This is a genomic window from Streptomyces poriticola (assembly GCF_036689765.1).
GTDB classification, from domain to species: Bacteria; Actinomycetota; Actinomycetes; order Streptomycetales; family Streptomycetaceae; genus Streptomyces; species Streptomyces poriticola.
Genome location: NZ_JBAGKH010000006.1, coordinates 230,336 through 247,473 on the forward strand (window position 1 = coordinate 230,336; position 17,138 = coordinate 247,473).

17 protein-coding genes are annotated in these 17,138 nt (G+C 73.3%); 7 read left to right on the forward strand and 10 right to left on the reverse strand.

Annotated elements, in window-relative coordinates; all coding sequences use genetic code 11:
• Positions 1-49: 49 nt before the first annotated feature.
• Positions 50-2,140, reverse strand: a complete 2,091-nt coding sequence (locus V5O46_RS12885) for a serine/threonine-protein kinase (RefSeq protein WP_332884695.1) — start codon at positions 2,138-2,140, stop codon at positions 50-52.
• A gap of 105 nt (positions 2,141-2,245) precedes the next feature.
• Positions 2,246-2,824, reverse strand: a complete 579-nt coding sequence (locus V5O46_RS12890) for a TetR/AcrR family transcriptional regulator (protein WP_332884696.1) — start codon at positions 2,822-2,824, stop codon at positions 2,246-2,248.
• Between the two features lie 91 nt (positions 2,825-2,915).
• On the opposite strand from V5O46_RS12890, the gene V5O46_RS12895 reads away from it, so the two are divergent.
• Entirely contained in the window at positions 2,916-3,533 is a 618-nt protein-coding gene (locus V5O46_RS12895) for a dihydrofolate reductase family protein (RefSeq protein WP_332884697.1), read from the forward strand.
• On the opposite strand, the gene V5O46_RS12900 is transcribed toward V5O46_RS12895, so the two are convergent.
• From V5O46_RS12900 to V5O46_RS12915, 4 genes are all read right to left on the reverse strand, one after another.
• On the reverse strand, positions 3,508-4,722 hold the full coding sequence (locus tag V5O46_RS12900) for a PP2C family protein-serine/threonine phosphatase (protein WP_408648975.1): 1,215 nt from the start codon (positions 4,720-4,722) through the stop codon (positions 3,508-3,510). The genes V5O46_RS12895 and V5O46_RS12900 overlap by 26 nt on opposite strands.
• A gap of 96 nt (positions 4,723-4,818) precedes the next feature.
• Entirely contained in the window at positions 4,819-5,577 is a 759-nt protein-coding gene (locus tag V5O46_RS12905) for an IclR family transcriptional regulator (protein WP_332884698.1), read from the reverse strand.
• A gap of 435 nt (positions 5,578-6,012) precedes the next feature.
• Complete coding sequence (locus tag V5O46_RS12910; RefSeq protein ID WP_332884699.1) at positions 6,013-6,465, reverse strand: MarR family winged helix-turn-helix transcriptional regulator; 453 nt, start codon at positions 6,463-6,465, stop codon at positions 6,013-6,015.
• Entirely contained in the window at positions 6,462-7,088 is a 627-nt protein-coding gene (locus V5O46_RS12915; protein ID WP_332884700.1) for a DJ-1/PfpI family protein, read from the reverse strand. The genes V5O46_RS12910 and V5O46_RS12915 overlap by 4 nt, the downstream gene beginning before the upstream one ends.
• Positions 7,089-7,324: 236 nt before the next feature.
• Here V5O46_RS12915 and V5O46_RS12920 point away from each other — a divergent pair, with 236 nt between their 5' ends.
• The 3 genes from V5O46_RS12920 to V5O46_RS12930 all read left to right on the forward strand — a co-directional run bounded on the left by V5O46_RS12920 (position 7,325) and on the right by V5O46_RS12930 (position 10,409).
• Positions 7,325-8,701 (forward strand): aspartate aminotransferase family protein, encoded by a 1,377-nt coding sequence (locus tag V5O46_RS12920; RefSeq protein WP_332884701.1) that lies wholly within the window; start codon positions 7,325-7,327, stop codon positions 8,699-8,701.
• A gap of 244 nt (positions 8,702-8,945) precedes the next feature.
• Positions 8,946-9,638 carry a GntR family transcriptional regulator gene (locus V5O46_RS12925; RefSeq protein WP_332884702.1) on the forward strand — a complete coding sequence of 231 codons (693 nt, stop codon included), beginning with the start codon at positions 8,946-8,948 and terminating at the stop codon, positions 9,636-9,638.
• Between the two features lie 120 nt (positions 9,639-9,758).
• Complete coding sequence (locus V5O46_RS12930; RefSeq protein ID WP_332884703.1) at positions 9,759-10,409, forward strand: hypothetical protein; 651 nt, start codon at positions 9,759-9,761, stop codon at positions 10,407-10,409.
• A gap of 13 nt (positions 10,410-10,422) precedes the next feature.
• On the opposite strand, the gene V5O46_RS12935 is transcribed toward V5O46_RS12930, so the two are convergent.
• From V5O46_RS12935 to V5O46_RS12945, 3 genes are all read right to left on the reverse strand, one after another.
• On the reverse strand, positions 10,423-10,719 hold the full coding sequence (locus V5O46_RS12935) for a hypothetical protein (RefSeq protein ID WP_332884704.1): 297 nt from the start codon (positions 10,717-10,719) through the stop codon (positions 10,423-10,425).
• Between the two features lie 77 nt (positions 10,720-10,796).
• Complete coding sequence (locus V5O46_RS12940) at positions 10,797-11,324, reverse strand: DUF3515 family protein (RefSeq protein ID WP_332884705.1); 528 nt, start codon at positions 11,322-11,324, stop codon at positions 10,797-10,799.
• Between the two features lie 34 nt (positions 11,325-11,358).
• Positions 11,359-12,642 carry an adenylosuccinate synthase gene (locus tag V5O46_RS12945; protein ID WP_332884706.1) on the reverse strand — a complete coding sequence of 428 codons (1,284 nt, stop codon included), beginning with the start codon at positions 12,640-12,642 and terminating at the stop codon, positions 11,359-11,361.
• Positions 12,643-12,828: 186 nt separating this feature from the next.
• Here V5O46_RS12945 and V5O46_RS12950 point away from each other — a divergent pair, with 186 nt between their 5' ends.
• Positions 12,829-13,761 (forward strand): diacylglycerol kinase, encoded by a 933-nt coding sequence (locus V5O46_RS12950; RefSeq protein ID WP_332884707.1) that lies wholly within the window; start codon positions 12,829-12,831, stop codon positions 13,759-13,761.
• A gap of 60 nt (positions 13,762-13,821) precedes the next feature.
• Here V5O46_RS12950 and V5O46_RS12955 read toward each other — a convergent pair whose 3' ends face one another.
• Entirely contained in the window at positions 13,822-14,328 is a 507-nt protein-coding gene (locus V5O46_RS12955; RefSeq protein ID WP_332884708.1) for a GbsR/MarR family transcriptional regulator, read from the reverse strand.
• 103 nt (positions 14,329-14,431) lie between these two features.
• On the opposite strand from V5O46_RS12955, the gene V5O46_RS12960 reads away from it, so the two are divergent.
• On the forward strand, positions 14,432-15,463 hold the full coding sequence (locus V5O46_RS12960) for an ABC transporter ATP-binding protein (protein WP_332884709.1): 1,032 nt from the start codon (positions 14,432-14,434) through the stop codon (positions 15,461-15,463).
• Entirely contained in the window at positions 15,460-17,124 is a 1,665-nt protein-coding gene (locus tag V5O46_RS12965) for an ABC transporter permease (protein WP_332884710.1), read from the forward strand. Before V5O46_RS12960 ends, V5O46_RS12965 begins: the two co-directional genes overlap by 4 nt.
• Positions 17,125-17,138: the final 14 nt, after the last annotated feature.

Here is a 17,138-nt window from a genome sequence, read left to right on the forward strand (position 1 = left end):
GGCCCCGGTGGTCCCGGAGGGCTCACCGGCCCCGGTGGTCCCGGGGAGCTCACCGGCGGGTGTACGTCAGGCTCTCCCCGTTGCTGTTGTTGACGCGCTGGAGTCTGCCGTCGGCGAGCAGCGTGACCGTGGTCGGCTCGCCGGGTGTGCAGGAGGAACGCGGCTGTCCGACCGTCACCCGGGACGGGCCGATCCGCAGCGGTCCGTCGGCGCCGGGGTCGGAGGACAGGTCCGCGTGGAAGACGCAGTGGTAGCTGCCGCTGCCCGCCGGGCCGTCGGCGACCAGGGACAGGACGGTGTCGCCGACCTCGCCCTGCTGGATGGTCAACGTCCGGGGGTGCACGCCCGAGGCGTTGTCGATACTGGTGGCCCAGGTGCCCAGATACTCCGCCGGGATCGTGCCGTCCGTGGCCGCCGGGGTGGTCGGCTGACCGGCCGAGGTGGTCGGGGCCGGGGGGCCGGTGGTGGCGGAGCCGGGACTGTTCGGGGGCGCCTGGTCGGTGGTGGCGGTGGCCGTGGGGGTGGCCGAGGGGTCGCCGCCCGCCTGGTCTCCGCTGCCCGCGTTCATCAGGGCGTAGACCGAGCCGCCGGCGGCCAGCGCGACGACCAGGGCGACCACGACCAGCAGCGCGGTGGAGCGGCCCCGGCGGTCCGGCCCGGGCGGCGCGCCGTAGGGCTGGGATCCGTAGGGCTGGGGACCGTAGGACTGGGGGCCGTAGGGCGGGGTGTGGCCGGGAGCCTGGCCCGCGGGCGGGCCGTAGGGCGGGGTGCCGCCGAGGGCGCCGTACGGGGCGTACGGCTGGGCCGCCGCCGCGGCGGAGCCCGGGTGCTGCTGCGGGTGGCCGTATGCGGACGGCGACTGCGGATGGCCGTACGCCGAGGGCGGGGGCGCCGAGGGGTTCTGGCCCGCGATCAGGGTGGGGAGGTGGTTCAGCGGGGCTCCCTCGCCGGGGCGGCCGGGCGGGGGCGGGGCGCCGGGGTCGCCGGCGGGGGGCGGCTCTGCGGCGGGGGGCGTGCTCCCGTGGGCTCCGCCCTCGGGCCCGGCGGCGGTGTGCCCTCCTCGGCCGGCGCTCCCCTCGCCCCGGGCACCGGCGTCCGCATCCGCGGCGGCTTCGGGCGCCGTGCCGGCCCGGGCGTGCTCCGGTGCGGCGGCGGGAGCGGCGGTGGCCGCCGGGGCCGCGGTGGCGGCGGTGGCGGCGGTGGCGGCGGTCCCGGGCGCCTGCGGATCCTCCGTCTCCAGCAGCCGGACCGCATGCCGCCCGAGCTGGGCCACCAGCGCGCCCGGCAGCCAGGGGTCGCGGGACCGGCCCTCTGCGACGGCGTCCTCCACTCCCGTGCGCTCCAGGATGTCGTCGAGCGTGGGGCGGGCGGCCGGGTCCTTCTTCAGGCAGGCGCGGACCAGTTCGGCCATGCCCTCGGGCACCCGCTCCAGGTCGGGCTCCTCCTGGGCTATCCGGAACATCAGTGCGTGCACACCGCTGTTGGCGGTGCCGAAGGGGAGGTCGCCGGTGGCGGCGTAGGCGAGGACGGAGCCGAGGCAGAAGACGTCACAGGCGGGTGTGATGCGGTCGCCGCGCACCTGCTCGGGCGCCATGAAGCCGGGCGAGCCGACGAGCGCCCCGGTCCGGGTGAGCCCGCCGTCGGTCACGGTCTCCAGGGCGCGCGCGATCCCGAAGTCGATGACGCGCGGCCCGTCGATGGTGACGAGCACGTTGGACGGCTTGAGGTCGCGGTGCACGATCCCCGTGGCGTGGATGTCCTTCAGCGCGTGCGCGAGCCCGGCCGCGAGGATCCGCACCGACCGCTCGGGCAGCGGCCCGTGGTCGTGTCCGACGACCTGCTGCAGACTGGGCCCGGGGATGTATCCGGTGGCGACCCACGGCACCGCGGCCTCGGTGTCCGCGTCCAGGACCGGGGCGGTCCAGTCGCCGCCCACCTGCCGGGCGGCCTGCACCTCCTGGCGGAACCGCGCCCGGAACTCGTCCTGCGCGGCCAGCTCCTCGCGCACCAGCTTGACGGCGACGGTGCGTCCGCGGTCCGAGCGGGCCAGATAGACCTGGCCCATGCCGCCCGCCCCGAGCCGCGCCAGCAGCCGGTGGGCCCCGATGCTCCGCGGATCCCCCGCCCCGAGCTTTTCCATCGCTGCGCCGCCTTCCCCCCACGTGAGCAACAGACCGAGAGTCTAACGACGTCCAGGACGTACGGGAGGCATGTGGACGGGCGCCGGCGGGGGCGCGCGGTCCCGCTACCGCGCCGCCACGATGCGTTCCACCGCGGCCGTCACCAGCTGGTCCCGTTCCTCCTCCGAGAAGACGTCGGGCAGGGTGAGCTGTTCGACGATCAGCCAGTTCAGGGTCAGGATCAGCAGCTTGACGGCCATGGCGTCGCCGGGCAGGCCGGAGGCCTCGTGGTACGCGACGTTGGCCTCGACGTCGGCGCGGACGCGCTCGGTGAGCACCTGGCGGAGCGCGGGGCGGCGGGTGGCCTCGAGGCGGAGCTCCAGCAGGGCGAGGTAGCCGGTGCGGAAGGCGGCGATCCGGCCGACGAGTTCGCGCATCAGCTCCGCGTACGTCTCCTGGTCGCGGCCGGCCGCGCGCTGCCGGGCGATGGTGGCCTCGTCGGGCTGGAGCCGCTCGTAGACCCGGGCGCCGGCCTGGGTGAGCAGGTCGTCGCGGCCGGCGAAGTAGTTGGACGCGGTGCCGTTCGGGACCGCGGCCTCGGTGTCCACGGCGCGGAAGGTCAGCCCTCGTGCGCCCTCCCGGGCCAGTACCTCGATCGCGGCGTCGACGAGGGCCGCGCGCCGCTGGTCGTTCCTTCTCACCATTGACACCACTCCGGATGTAGTACTACGTTCTAACCACTTCAGTCAGAGTACTACGCACCGGGGTTCGGTGCGACCCATGGAGGTTCCAGCAATGCGAAAGCTCGTCTACTACGTCGGTGTCTCGCTCGACGGCCGGATCGCCGGGCCCGGCGGGGAGTTCGACTTCTTCCTCCAGGACGACGGGCAGCAGGCCGCCGCGTACTCCGCCTGGATGAACGCCCTCTACCCCGAGACGATCCCGACCGCCCGCCGCGCCGCGCTCGGCCTAACCGACGCACCGAACCGGCGCTTCGACACGGTCGTCATGGGTCTCGGCACCTACCGGCCCGCCCTCGACACCGGCATCACCAGCCCGTACGCGCATCTGCGCCAGTACGTGGTCTCCAGCACCCTCGACCCCGGCACCGACCCCGAGGTCACCGTCGTACCGGACGACCCGGTCGGCCTCGTCCGCGGACTCAAGGGCGAGGGAGAGGCCACCGGCGGGACCGGCCCGGACATCTGGCTGTGCGGCGGCGGCAGGCTCGCGGGTGCGCTGCTGCCAGAGATCGACGAACTGGTGATCAAGAACTACCCGGTGGTCGCCGGAGCCGGCGTCCCGGCCTTCGACGGCGCCTTCGATCCCACGGCATTCGACGCCGCCGAGCGCACGGCCTTCCCCGGCGGCACCGTCGTCACCCGCTTCACCCGCCGTCGGGACGCGAACTGACCGGGGCCCGGCCGCCGGCGCCGGGGCGGCACAGGGCGGCGGTCCGCTCGGGCCGGGTCGGCTTGCGCAGCAGCAGCAGCGCCGCGTCGTCGTGCAGTCGGCCCCCGACGTGCGCCAGCAGCTCGTTCTGGAGCTCGGTGAGGGTGCGCTCGGGGTCGGCGCACACATGGCGCGCCAGCCCTTCGGCGAGCGGGTAGAACTCCCGGGCGCGGTTGCGGGCCTCGGTGACCCCGTCGGTGTAGAGCAGCAGCTGGTCCCCGTCGGCGAAGGGCAGTACCTGCAGGGCAGGGACCTCGCCCGACAGGGCGCGCAGCCCGAGCGGCGGCGCGGGGCGGGCCGGCTCCACCACGACGACACCGCCCGACTCCGGCACCAGCAGCGGTGGAGCGTGGCCGCAGTTGACCACCTCCAGCTGGCCCGGCCGCGGATATCCCGCGACCACGGCGGTGACGAAGTCGTCGCTGCCGAGGTTGCGCGCCAGGCTCCGCTCGATCCTGTCGACGACCGCAAGGAGATCGGGTTCCTCGTAGGCGGCCTCACGGAAGACGCCGAGGGCGAGAGCCGCCGTCCCCACGGCCGGCAGTCCCTTGCCCCGCACGTCGCCGACGATCAGCCTCGGCCCGTGCGGGGTGGACACGAGCGCGTAGAGGTCCCCGCCGATACGGGCCTCCGCCGCCGCGGCACTGTAGCGGACGGCCGCCTGGAAGGGGCCGACCGTCCGCGGCACGGGCTGGACGAGCGCGTGCTGGGCCGCCTCGGCGACCGAGCGGACGGCCGCGAGCACCTGCTCCCGTCGGCCCCGCAGGCCGCTGGCCAGGCCGCTTCCCAGGGTGACGGCCAGCAGCGTCAGAAGAACGGCGGCCATGTCATGCGCCGACGTGCCGTTCCTGGCTCCGATCCCCGCGCCCAGCGCCATGGCGAGGAGACCGACGCCGAGGACGCCGCGCGGCCCGTTGGCGGCGGCCGCCAGCGCGGGTCCGGCCACCAGCACGGGCAGCCAGATCATCCCCGACCCGCCGACGAGGACGGCGAACAGGGCCGCGAACGCGAGCAGCAGAGGCGGGGCGGTGGCGCCGACGGCCGACCGCGCGACGGTACCGCGGGGCACCACCGCCCCCGGGTTCGCCACTCTGCTCCTGGGCGACCGGGCCGGCCGGTGGCCGCCACGCTGCACTCGGGCCTGGCTCATGCGGTCCGCACTCCTCACCTGCACCGGGACACATTCCCGAGATGTCCGTTTCATCCAGGAAAGGTGTTCGGCTCCGGCGCCACAAGGAGCAAAGGTTCAGATAGTGAGCGACAGACCTCTGGTCACCCGGTTCGCGGCGGGGATCAACCGCTCCGGGATCTCCCGGAGCCGGGAGCGCCGGTCCACCGGCAGCGGGACACCGAGCGAGCCGACCGTGTCCCCCCAGTAGACGGGCACGGCGACGCACACGGTGCCGAGGGAGTACTCCTCGAGGTCCGTGACGGCCGGGGCCGCGGGTGAGGCGTCCAGGCGCCGGAGCAGTTCCGAGGGCCTCGTGATGGTCCGCGGCGTGAGGTCGGCCAGGGTGTGCCGGGAGAGGTACTCCTGGCGCGCCTCGTCGTCCAGCTCCCGGAGCACGGATTTGCCGAGTGCGGTGGCGTGCCCCGAGTCCTCGCATCCGACCCAGAGGTCGACCCGGTACGCCCGCGGGCTGTCGACGACCTCGGCGACCCTGATCTCACCGTCCTCGTAGAAGGTGAGGTAGGCGGCGGTGCCCAGTTCGTCCCGCAGCCCGGTGAGGACGGGGCGGATGCGGCTGAGCATGGCCTGTCCGCGGCTCCTGGTGTGCAGCGCCTGCACCTTGTCGCCCAGGACGAAGACACCGCCGTCCAGCTTGCGCAGATATCCGTCGTGCACGAGCGTGCGCAGCAGGTGATAGGTGGTCGCCGGGGCCAGCCCCGCCTCGCGTGCCAGCTGTTTCGCCGGCGCGCCGTTGGCGTGCGCGCTCACCACTTCGAGCAGCCGCAGGGCCCGCTGCACGGAGCCGATGAGCGTAGGCCCGTCCCGTGCACTCATATGACAACGGTGCACCGAGCACACGGCACAGGCAAGGCCCGGCCCTCCCGTCCGGACTCCCCGGCCCGGACGGGAGGCCCCGGCGACCCGGCCGTCGCGTCCGGGCCGCTTCGGACCGGGCCCCTCGCCCGGGCCGCTTCGGACCGGGCCCCTCGCCCGACCGCCTCGGACCAGGCCCCTCGCCCGACCGCCCGCCGTCCGTCCCGGACCGGTCCGTCCGGACGCGCCCTCCGGGGTATCCAGGGTCTCCGGGGTCTCCGGGGTCTCCGGCCGGAGGCCGTCCGCAGCAGGCCGTCGGACCGGCCCGCCTGAGCGCTCCGCTGGACGTGCCGCGCTGTGCCGTCGCTCGTCCGCGGCGCCGTCGCGGCTGGTCGCGCAGTCCCCCGCGCCCCCGTCAGGGCGCTGCCGAACCGCAGCGGACTTCGCCCGACCCGCTCAGGCCCCGCCGTCCAGATCGGACAGGGCCTTCGACAGGCGCTCCAGGGCCCGCACCGCCTCCGCCAGCTCCGCCTCCGAGCCGTAGGCCTCGGCCAGCCGGTCGGCGAAGGCCGCGTGGCCGGGGTCGATCCGGGCCACGGCCTCGCGGCCGGCACCGGTCGGGGCGAGGAGCTTGGCGCGGCGGTGTGCCGGGTTGGGCCGGTACTCGGCGAGTCCGCGCTCCACCAGCAGATCGGCGATCCGCTGCACGCTCTGCCGGGTGGTGCCCATCGCTCGGGCGATCCCGGAGACGGGCAGCGGCTCGCCCAGCACCGCGCCGAGCACCTGCCACCAGGCGGCGGTGAGCCCGGCGGGCCGGGCCAGCTCCTCGGCGACCGCGAGGAACTGGCCGTTGAGCCGGAAGACCCCGAGCGCACCGCGGCTGAGCAGGTTCTGACGGTCCCGGCTCACGCCGCCCCCGCCTGCTGGAGGACCTCGTACGCCGACGCGTCGGAGTCGTGGAACAGCCGGTACCAGGCGTCGAGCACCTCACCCTCGTACACCCCGAGCAGCCGCAGGATCTCGCGGGCGAAGGCGACCGGTTCGGTGGGACCGGCGGTGATCAGCTCCCCGTCGGTGACCGCGTCCGCCTCGCGGTAGCGGTCGCCGCCCGCGTAACCGGTGGCCGCCAGATAGAAGGAGACGGCGCTGGTGTGGGCGCGGCCGTCGAGCAGGCCCTCGCGGGCCAGTCCCGCGGTGGCGCCGCAGATCGCGGCGACGGGCACGCCGGCGTCCAGGAAGGCGCGGGCCGCGCGGGCGAAGGGGGCGAGGTCGTCCGACGTGTCCCACAGGTCGGCGCCCGGGAGGATCAGCAGGGAGCTGTCCTGCGGGCGCAGATCGGCCAGCGCGGCGTCGGGCTGGACGCGCAGCCCGCCGATGCTGGTGACCGGGGCGGTGGACGGGCCGACGGTCCGGATGTCGTAGCCCGCGCGGGCGAGGTGCGCGGTGGCGTGGCCGGTCTCCCAGTCGGCGAGCGTGTCGTAGACGGCGAGGTGGACGGGCTTGCGGTGGTGACCGGTGCTGCTGCCGTTCATGGCTCCTCCTCGGGCCGGGTGAACTTCCTGCGACCACTCCTGAGTGGCGTTATGACAATAGACTGTCATTTCGGCAGCATGCTGTCAAGAGTCGGCGGTGCTCGAGAGGCCCGGGTCCGGACTCGAGGTGCTCGAGAGGCCGGGTCCGGGCCGTCGACAACCTGTCGCGGAATGCCCGTGTCCACAGACAGGACGCCGATACCCCTTCCGCATCGCGGACATCTACCCTCGCCCGCATGACCCCTCAGCTCCCCCAGCCCGACGCCCAGCCCGACCCTCAGGCCGGTGCCGCCGTGAAGGCCGCCGACCGGGCGCACGTCTTCCACTCCTGGTCCGCGCAGGAGCTCATCGACCCGCTCGCCGTCGCCGGCGCCGAGGGGGCGTACTTCTGGGACTACGACGGAAACCGCTACCTCGACCTCACCAGCGGCCTCGTCTACACCAATGTCGGCTACCAGCACCCCAAGGTCGTCACCGCCGTCCAGGAGCAGGCGGCGCGCCTGACGACCTTCGCGCCCGCGTTCGCCGTCGAGGCCCGCTCGGAGGCGGCCCGGCTGATCGCCGAGCGCACCCCCGGCGACCTCGACAGGATCTTCTTCACCAACGGCGGCGCGGACGCCGTGGAACACGCCGTGCGCATGGCCCGGCTGCACACCGGACGCCCGAAGGTGCTGTCGGCGTACCGCTCGTACCACGGCGGCACCCAGCAGGCGATCAACATGACCGGTGACCCGCGCCGCTGGGCCTCCGACCACGGCTCGGCCGGTGTCGTGCACTTCTGGGCACCCTTCCTCTACCGCTCCCGCTTCTACGCCGAGACCGAGGAGCAGGAGTGCGCGCGGGCGCTGGAGCACCTCGAGACGACCATCGCCTTCGAGGGGCCGCAGACCGTCGCCGCGCTCGTCCTGGAGACCGTGCCGGGCACGGCCGGGATCATGGTGCCGCCGCCGGGCTATCTGGCCGGGGTGCGCGAGCTGTGCGACAAGTACGGCATCGTCTTCGTCCTGGACGAGGTGATGGCCGGGTTCGGCCGGACCGGCGAGTGGTTCGCAGCCGACCTGTTCGGTGTGGTGCCCGACCTGATGACCTTCGCCAAGGGTGTGAACTCCGGCTATGTGCCGCTGGGCGGGGTCGCGATCTCCGGCGAGATCGCCGAGACGTTCGCCAGGCGGCCCTACCCGGGCGGCCTGACCTACTCGGGGCACCCGCTGGCCTGCGCCGCCGCCGTCGCCACCATCGGGGTGATGGCCGAGGAGGGCGTGGTGGAGAACGCCGCCCGGCTGGGCGCGGACGTGGTCGGCCCGGCGCTGCGCGAGCTGGCCGAGCGGCACCCCAGCGTCGGCGAGGTCCGCGGCGTCGGCATGTTCTGGGCGCTGGAGCTGGTCCGGAACCGCGAGACCCGCGAGCCGCTGGTGCCGTACAACGCGACCGGTGAGGCCAACGCGCCGATGGCCGCGTTCGCCGCCGCCGCCAAGGCGCACGGCGTGTGGCCGTTCGTGAACATGAACCGCACCCACGTGGTGCCGCCGTGCAACGTGACCGAGGCGGAGCTGAAGGAGGGGCTGGCGGCGCTGGACGCGGCCCTGTCCGTGGCGGACACGTTCACGGAGTAGCCGCGGACACGTTCACGGAGCAGCCGCGCACACGGAGTGACGGGGCGGGCGCGCAGCCGCGGCAGCGGAGCGGGGCCGCAGGTCACGGCCCGGACTCGGGCAGGTCCGGGGCCGGGTTCGAACGCGTAAGGTGGCGTGCTCGTGGATGTCCGCGTCCGTGGACGAGGACATCGCCCATCCGGAGCGGCGGACATCGCACATCCGCAGCGCACGCCATCGAACGCGACGAGGAGACCGCCCGACCATGCCCGGCCCCAGCGGCAACGGCGCCGTCACGCGCAGCACCCTGCGCCAGCAGATCGCCGAGGCGCTCCGCGACGAGGTGCTGTCCGGGCGGCTGCAGCCGGGGCAGGAGTTCACCGTCAAGGAGATCGCAGAGCAGTACGGCGTGTCCGCGACGCCCGTGCGCGAGGCGCTGGTCGATCTGTCCGCGCAGGGCCTCCTCGACGCCGACCAGCACCGCGGCTTCCGCGTCCACGAGTACTCGGTCCACGACTTCCGCGGCATGGTCCAGGCCCGGGGCCTGGTCACCGACGGCATGTTCCAGGCCCTCGTGGACGGCGACACCCGGGCCGACCACCCCCGGATCGCCACCGCTCTCGCCGGGGTGCGCCGCCGCGGGGAGGAGGCGCAGCGGGCCGCCGCGGCCGGTGACCTCACCGTCCTGATCGGCTACGACCTGCGGTACTGGCGTGAGCTGGGCGCGCTGTTCGGCAACCCCTACCTCTCCGACTTCCTGCACCGGCTGCGGGTGCAGAGCTGGGTGTGCACCGTCCAGCATCTGCGCCGGCTGAGCGATCTGCGGGGCGTGCTCTGGGCGGGGCACACCGAGCTGGTCGACTCGCTGGTCAGACGGGACGCCGAGGCCGCCCGTGCGATCGTCCACGCGTACAACGCCCACTCCCTGGAGCTCATCGAGCGGATCGCCGCCGGGTGAACGGCGGGTCAGGGGGTCTCACCTGGGTATGGGACCTGCACGCACCGCACCGACTACCCTGCCTGACTGCTCAGCCTTCCCGACCACCGTGGACCACCGTGCTGCGTGAGGAGCCCTCTTTTGGCCTGTGACCTGTGGCTGGTACCGCTCGTCGACGTCTTGTGCCACACGCCGGACAACCCGTTCGCCGAGGAACTCGCGCAATACGACAAGGTGCTCGCCGAGGCCGGACTGCCTCCGGTGCCGGTGTACCAGTACATGCCGGGCCTGTCCGGCGAGGTCGCGCCGGTGGCCGGCTTCGACTACGACGCGCTGCACTTCCTGCGCCGCGCCCATCTGCTCCAGGTGTGCGGGCTGCCGGTGACTCCGGTGGACGAACTGGGCGGCGACTACGAGCAGTTGCTGGAGATGTTCGAGGCGACCGCACAGCAGTCGCACCTCGTCTGGCACTACGACCACGCGGGTTCCTACGTCCCCGTCGACTTCGCCTCCCCCCTCTCCAACGACGAACTCCTCGCGGGCGGCGGCCCCCTGGGATCCTCGCACGCCCTGCTGCGCGAACTGGAGGCGGTCGCCCCGGCCATCGGCATCGACCCGGCCAACCCCCCGGGTCCGCCGCAGCCCCCGACCGCGCCGACCGAACTGGAGGAGCCGGCGGTGGCGGCGCCGTACGACCCCAGCCCCTTCGCCCGCGAACGGCATGTGTGGCTGGGGCTGCATGCGGCGGCCACCAGGAGCCTGGCGCAGGGGTCGATGATCGTGTTCAGCTGAACCCGGCGGGAACTCAGCCGGTGCTCATCCGGGAGAGTCCCTTCTGCAGTTCCTCCGCGTTCATGATCGGGCAGACCTCGACGTCGGCGTTCGCCTGCGTGAAGAACGCCTCGGCGGCAGGCGGCAGTTCGGAGCTGTCCTGCATCTCGAACACCAGCAGGGCCGTCCGCCGGCCGCCGATCGGGCCGAAGTAGGCCGCCTCCGGCTTGAGCTGTGCGACGACGCCGTTGATCAGGTCGGGCATCTTCCCGGCACGGATGGCCTCGTTCCCCTTCTCCGTGTCCAGGGTCGCCTTGAGCAGTACGCGCATGGCGGTCACCTTCTCCCGATTGTTCCGGCTATTTCAGGCTATGCCTGTTTCGGGAGGGTTGTTACCCGGACAATCCCTCAGAGCACGTCCCCCACGCCGAGGCACTTGCGCTCCTGCGGAATCCACTCCACCGAGGGGTTCAGCGCGGCCAGGATCCCGCCGACCTCCTCGCGCGGGCCGGAGTAGGTGACCTCGACGGCGGGCGAGCGGCCGTAGGTCGTCATGACGCTCACGCCGTCGTCCTTCAGCCGCTTCTCGTCCAGGACCCAGTCGACGCCGTCGACCGTGACGCACAGGTTGATGTTGGGCGGGAGCTCCTGGACCCCGCAGCGCAGCACCGCGGACTGCCCGCCCCAGGTGGCCACCCCGTCCCCCAGCGCCCAGTCGCGCGAGGCGCCGGGTACGCCGTCCGGGAGACGGGAGACCACCTTCTCGCACTTCGGATCACCGGCATGCGGAGCGGCGGCGACGCGATGACCGTCCACGTAGAGGAACCCGCCGACAGCGGCAGCCACCGCCGACGCCAGGCAGACCCACACCCACGGCCTGCCCGGCGGCCCGCCCGGCTGCCGGGCGGGCCGCCGGGCGGGCTTCCCGATCCGCATGCTCCCCCTCTCCGGTCTCTGCTCTCCGGATCTCCTACAGGAACGAGTTGATCTCGATCGTCTCGTCGCGGCCCGGGCCGACGCCGATCGCGGAGATCGGGGCGCCGGACATCTCCTCCAGGGCCTTGACGTACGCCTGGGCGTTCTTCGGCAGGTCGGAGAAGGACTTCGCCTTGCTGATGTCCTCGGACCAGCCCGGCAGCATCTCGTAGACCGGCTTCGCGTGGTGGAAGTCCGTCTGCGAGTACGGCAGCTCCTCGACCCGCCTGCCGTCGATCTCGTACGCCACGCACACCGGGATCTGCTCCCAGCCGGTGAGCACGTCGAGCTTGGTGAGGAAGAAGTCGGTCAGACCGTTCACCCGGGTCGCGTAGCGGGCGATCACCGCGTCGAACCAGCCGCAGCGGCGGTCACGGCCGGTGGTCACACCGCGCTCGCCGCCGATCCGGCGCAGCGCCTCGCCGTCGTCGTCGAACAGCTCGGTGGGGAACGGACCGGCGCCGACGCGGGTGGTGTACGCCTTCAGGATGCCGATGACGCGGCTGATCCTGGTCGGGCCGACACCGGCGCCGGTGCAGGCGCCGCCCGCGGTCGGGTTGGAGGAGGTGACGAAGGGGTACGTGCCGTGGTCGATGTCCAGCAGCGTGCCCTGGCCGCCCTCGAAGAGGACGACCTTGTCGTCGTCCAGGGCCTGGTTCAGGACCAGGACGGTGTCGGCGACGTACGGCCTGATCTGCTCCGCGTAGCCCAGCAGCTCCTCGACCACCTGGCCGACGGCGATGGCGCGCCGGTTGTAGAGCTTGGTGAGCATCTGGTTCTTGACGTCGAGGGCCGCCTCGACCTTCTGGGTGAGGATGGACTCGTCGTAGAGGTCCTGCACCCGGATGCCGACACGGTTGATCTTGTCGGCGTAGGTCGGGCCGATGCCGCGGCCGGTGGTGCCGATCTTGCGCTTGCCGAGAAAGCGTTCCGTGACCTTGTCGACGGTGACGTTGTACGGCGTGATGATGTGTGCGTTTCCGCTGACCAGGAGCTTGGACGTGTCGACGCCGCGCTCGTTCAGCCCGCTCAGCTCGGAGAGCAGGACGGAGGGGTCGACGACGACGCCGTTGCCGATGACCGGCGTGCAGCCGGGGGACAGGATTCCGGAAGGGAGCAGATGGAGGGCGTACTTCTGGTCGCCCACGACCACCGTGTGGCCGGCGTTGTTACCACCCTGGTAACGCACCACGTAGTCGACGGAACCGCCGAGCAGGTCCGTCGCCTTTCCCTTGCCTTCGTCACCCCACTGAGCACCGAGCAGCACAAGTGCGGGCACGCGCGTACACCCCTTCCGGGCGGGGCATGTCCATGGTCGAGGGCGAACGCGGAGGCTTGACTACCGCGTGCACCGCGACCACCGTTGGCCGCCAACCGTCGGACCGGATGCCCCGGAATAGACGAAGCCCCTGGCGCAATAGCGCAAGGGGCTCTTGCACAAAGATGCTACCCGAGGAAGCGAGGCATGGCCGAGGTGGCGACTTCCGCGACATCCTCCGCGACATCTTCCGCGACTCCCGATCAGTTGCTGGTGGTCATCGACCCGGTCGCCCGCCGGGCGGACGGCGAGTCCGTCCGGATCGCGAAAGACGTGCTCAGCGCGGGTGCGGCGAGTACGAAGGTGTGTCTGCCGGAGGGTCCGGAGGAGTTCGCCCGGGCGCTGCGGCGGCGAGGCTCGCGGCGGCCGGTGCTGGTCGGCGACGACCTGGCGCTGCTCCGCGCGGTCTCGGTGCTGCACCGGCAGCGCGAGCTGGCGGAGTGCGCCCTGGCGGTGGTGCCGGTCGGCCCGGCGCTCGGGCTGTCCCGCTCGCTGGGCCTGCCGACGGGTGCGGTCGCCGCGGCGCGTACGGTGCTGGACGGTGCGGAGCGGCGCCTGGACCTGCTGGTCGACGACAGCGACGGGGTGGTCCTCGGCGCGGTGGGGATCCCGCCGGTCACGGCGCGGGACGGGAGCGGCGGGGACGGCGGGGACGGCCCGGGCGCGGGAACAGGGGCGGGGGCCGCCGTACGTCCGTTGCTGCGGACCTGCCGGTCCCTGGTCCGTACGCTGGCCCCGGCCCGTCCGGCCCGGGCCGGGTCGGCGGCCGGAGCCGGGCCGTCCCGGCTGCGGGTGGAGGTCGACGGGCTGACGCTGGTGGATCTGGACCAGCCGGTGGAGAGCGTCTCGCTGCGCCCCGCCGCGGCCGGCACGGAGGGGACGCCCGGGGTGGCCGAGGTGCGGGTGCGGCCGGCGTCGGTGGGCGCGGAGGCGTCACCCCTGACGGCGACGGGCCGGACGTTCACCGTCTCGGGCGCCCACTTCCGCTACCGCGCCGACGCGATCGACTCGGGCCCGGTACGGACCCGGACGTGGATGGTGCGGGAGGGCGCGTGGTCGCTGACGCTGCCGGCGGGGTAGGCGGGCCGCCCCTTGTCCGAACCGCCGCTCCCCCGCCCGAACCGCCGCTCCCCCGCTCCCCTAGCCGAACCGCCGCTCCCGCTCGACCCGCCAGCGCTCCATCATTCCCGCGACCTCCTTCTCGACGAACTCGAAGAAGGCGAGGGTCTCGGCGAGGCGGCGGCCCGCCGGGGTGTCGGCGCCGAGACCGGCCACGCCGTCGCGCAGGGCGTCCTCCCAGCGCTTGAGGACGGCCTCGCGGTTGGTGAGAGCCTCGTACCACTGGTCGGCGTGCACCCGGTAGCGCTCGCGGCGCGAACCGGGCTCCCGCTCGCGGGAGACCATGTGGACCTGGGCCAGATAGCGCACGGCCCCGGACACGGCGGCCGGTGAGATCCGCAGCTGGGCGCTGAGCTCGGCGGAGGTCAGGGCGCCGGTGTCGGAGGCGAGGAGTGCCGCGAAGACACGGGCCGGCATCCGGGGCAGGCCGGCCTCGACGAGCTGGGCCGCGAAGTGCTCCACGAACCGGGACACGGTCTCCGGGTCCCGCTCCGCCACTTCGCTTCCGTCCCCCTTCGGGTGCGTCATGCCCGGATCATCTCCCCTGGTCGTAGGCCTGAGCCGAGTCTACCGGCGATTTATACGCTTCCTTAACTTCACAAATTTCTGAAGCCAGCGTACGTTCTGAGCCATGACCAAGGCCATCACCGTCGCCGGGCTCCACAAGTCCTTCGGACGGACACACGCACTGGACGGCCTCGACCTGGACGTCGAGTCCGGCGAGGTGCACGGCTTCCTCGGCCCGAACGGCGCCGGAAAGTCGACCACGATCCGCATCCTGCTGGGTCTGCTCCGCGCCGACTCCGGCGCCGCCCAGGTCCTCGGCCGGGATCCGTGGACGGACGCGGTCGAGCTGCACCGCCGGCTCGCCTATGTCCCCGGCGACGTCGAGCTGTGGCCCAACCTCACCGGCGGTGAGGCCATCGACCTGCTCGCGCGGCTGCGCGGAGGCATGGACCAGCGGCGCCGGTCCGAACTGATCGAGCGGTTCGGCCTGGACCCGACGAAGAAGGGCCGGGCGTACTCCAAGGGCAACCGGCAGAAGGTCGCGATCGTCGCCGCGCTCGCCTCCGACGCCGAACTGCTGCTCCTCGACGAGCCGACCGCGGGACTGGACCCGCTGATGGAGGTCGTCTTCCAGGACGTCATCGTCGAGGCCAAGGCCGCGGGCAAGACCGTGCTGCTCTCCAGCCACATCCTGGCCCAGGTGGAGAAGCTCGCCGACCGGGTGAGCATCATCCGGCTCGGCCGGATCGTGCAGTCCGGCACCCTCGGCGAGCTGCGCCATCTGACCCGCACCACCATCGAGGCGGAGACCGAGCGCCCCGCCGCCGGCCTCGAGGCCCTGCCCGGCGTCCACGACCTGCGGTCCACCGACGGCCGGGTCCGCTTCGCCGTCGACGGCGGCGAGGTCGACGGGGCGGTCCGCAAACTCACCGAGTTCGGCATCCGCAGCCTGGTCAGCCACCCGCCGACCCTGGAGGAGCTGATGCTCCGCCACTACGCCGACAGCCTGAACGCCGACGGCACCGCGAACGCCGACGGCTCCGGCGGCTCCGGCTCCGGCTCCGGCTCCGGCTCCGGCTCCGGCTCCGGCAGCACCTTCGGCGGCTCCGCGAACGCCGACGTATCCGGGAACGGCGCGAACGGAGCCGTGCGATGAGCACCGCGACGACCGCCCGCGCCAGGACCGCGGCACCCCCGGGACCCGCCACGGGCGCGGGCGTCCTGACCGGCACCGGCACCCTGATCCGCTTCGCCCTGCGCCGCGACCGGGTACGGCTCACCGTCTGGATCCTGGCGCTGCTCCTGGGCACGCTGTCCACCGCGAGCAACTACAGGGAGCTGTACAGCGACCCCGCGGACCGGGCCAACGCCGCCGAGACCCTCGGCTCCCCGGCCGGCCTCGCCATGTCCGGGCCCCGCCACTACCTGGACGACTACACCTTCGGCGCCATGCTCGGCCAGCAGATGCTCGGCTTCACGGCCGTCCTCGTCGGCCTGATGAGCGTACTGGTCATCACCCGGCACACCCGTGCCGAGGAGGAGACCGGCCGCGCCGAACTGGTGCGCTCGACCGTCGTCGGCCGGCACGCCCACCTCGCCGCCGCCCTCTCGGTCGCCGTCCTGGCCAACCTGGCCCTCGCCCTGCTGCTCGCCGTCGCGCTGCCGGGCCTCGGCATCGAGAGCATCGACACCTCCGGATCGCTGCTCTACGGCGCCGCCCACGCCGCCACCGGAATCGTCTTCGCGGCCGTCGCCGCGATCACCGTCCAGCTCACCGCGCACACCCGCGGCGCCTCGGGCATGGCGCTCGCCGTCATCGGCGTCGCGTACGTGCTGCGCGCCGCCGGGGACAGCGGCGAGAACGGCGCCCTGTCCTGGCTCTCCCCCGTCGGCTGGGCGCAGCGCACCTACGTCTACGTCGACGACCGCTGGTGGCCGCTGCTGCTCTGCCTCGCCCTGGCCGCGGCCTGCGCGGCGACCGGGTTCGTGCTCTCCACCCGGCGGGACGTGGGCGCGGGTCTGCGCCCGGAGAAGCTCGGCGCCCCGCACGCCTCGAACTCCCTCGGCACTCCGCTCGGCCTCGCGCTCCGCCTGCACCGCGGCACGCTCGTCGGCTTCGGCGCGGGCCTGTTCCTGATGGGCGCGATGTACGGCTCGATCCTCGGTCAGGCCGACGACATGCTGCGGGACATCGACCAGATCCAGGAGGCGCTGGAACGCATCGGCGGCTCCAGCACGGCCGAGTCGTTCGCCTCGATGGTGATGGTGGTCATCACGGTCGTCGCGGCCGTGTACGTGGTGATGGCCGCGCTCCGGCCCCGCTCCGAGGAGACAGCGGGCCGCGCCGAGCCGCTGCTCGCCACCGGCCTCTCGCGCAGCCGCTGGACCGGCAGCCACCTGGCCGTGGCCATGGGCGGCGGCACCCTCGTCCTGCTGCTGGCCGGGCTCGGCTTCGGTGCCGCGGGCGCCGCGTCCACCGGCGACGCCGCGCTCCTGGGGAAGCTGGTGGGCGCGGCCCTCGCCTACGCACCCGCCCTGTGGGTCACGGTCGGGGTCGCGGTGGTGCTCTTCGGCTGGTTCCCGCGGGCGAACGCGGCGGCCTGGATCGTGCCGGTGTACGCCTTCGTGGTCGGCTACCTCGGCCAGATCCTGCAGTTCCCCGGCTGGATGAACAACCTCTCCCCCTTCGGCCACGTCCCCCGGCTCCCGGCCGCGGAGCTGGACTGGACCCCGCTGCTGGTGCTGACCCTGGTCGCCGCCGGGCTGGTGTGGCTCGGGCTGGCCGGTTTCCGCCGCCGCGACCTGGAGACCAAGTAGGGAGGTGGTCCCGG

What these genes read in the sequence shown, in the direction of transcription:
- V5O46_RS12885 (WP_332884695.1), bottom strand. Translation starts at nt 2,140, where the DNA reads ATGGAAAAGCTCGGGGCGGGGGATCCGCGGAGCATCGGGGCCCACCGG.
- V5O46_RS12890 (WP_332884696.1), bottom strand. Translation starts at nt 2,824, where the DNA reads ATGGTGAGAAGGAACGACCAGCGGCGCGCGGCCCTCGTCGACGCCGCG.
- V5O46_RS12895 (WP_332884697.1), top strand. Translation starts at nt 2,916, where the DNA reads ATGCGAAAGCTCGTCTACTACGTCGGTGTCTCGCTCGACGGCCGGATC.
- V5O46_RS12900 (WP_408648975.1), bottom strand. Translation starts at nt 4,722, where the DNA reads ATGAGCCAGGCCCGAGTGCAGCGTGGCGGCCACCGGCCGGCCCGGTCG.
- V5O46_RS12905 (WP_332884698.1), bottom strand. Translation starts at nt 5,577, where the DNA reads ATGAGTGCACGGGACGGGCCTACGCTCATCGGCTCCGTGCAGCGGGCC.
- V5O46_RS12915 (WP_332884700.1), bottom strand. Translation starts at nt 7,088, where the DNA reads ATGAACGGCAGCAGCACCGGTCACCACCGCAAGCCCGTCCACCTCGCC.
- V5O46_RS12920 (WP_332884701.1), top strand. Translation starts at nt 7,325, where the DNA reads ATGACCCCTCAGCTCCCCCAGCCCGACGCCCAGCCCGACCCTCAGGCC.
- V5O46_RS12925 (WP_332884702.1), top strand. Translation starts at nt 8,946, where the DNA reads ATGCCCGGCCCCAGCGGCAACGGCGCCGTCACGCGCAGCACCCTGCGC.
- V5O46_RS12935 (WP_332884704.1), bottom strand. Translation starts at nt 10,719, where the DNA reads ATGCGCGTACTGCTCAAGGCGACCCTGGACACGGAGAAGGGGAACGAG.
- V5O46_RS12940 (WP_332884705.1), bottom strand. Translation starts at nt 11,324, where the DNA reads ATGCGGATCGGGAAGCCCGCCCGGCGGCCCGCCCGGCAGCCGGGCGGG.
- V5O46_RS12950 (WP_332884707.1), top strand. Translation starts at nt 12,829, where the DNA reads ATGGCCGAGGTGGCGACTTCCGCGACATCCTCCGCGACATCTTCCGCG.
- V5O46_RS12955 (WP_332884708.1), bottom strand. Translation starts at nt 14,328, where the DNA reads ATGACGCACCCGAAGGGGGACGGAAGCGAAGTGGCGGAGCGGGACCCG.
- V5O46_RS12960 (WP_332884709.1), top strand. Translation starts at nt 14,432, where the DNA reads ATGACCAAGGCCATCACCGTCGCCGGGCTCCACAAGTCCTTCGGACGG.
- V5O46_RS12965 (WP_332884710.1), top strand. Translation starts at nt 15,460, where the DNA reads ATGAGCACCGCGACGACCGCCCGCGCCAGGACCGCGGCACCCCCGGGA.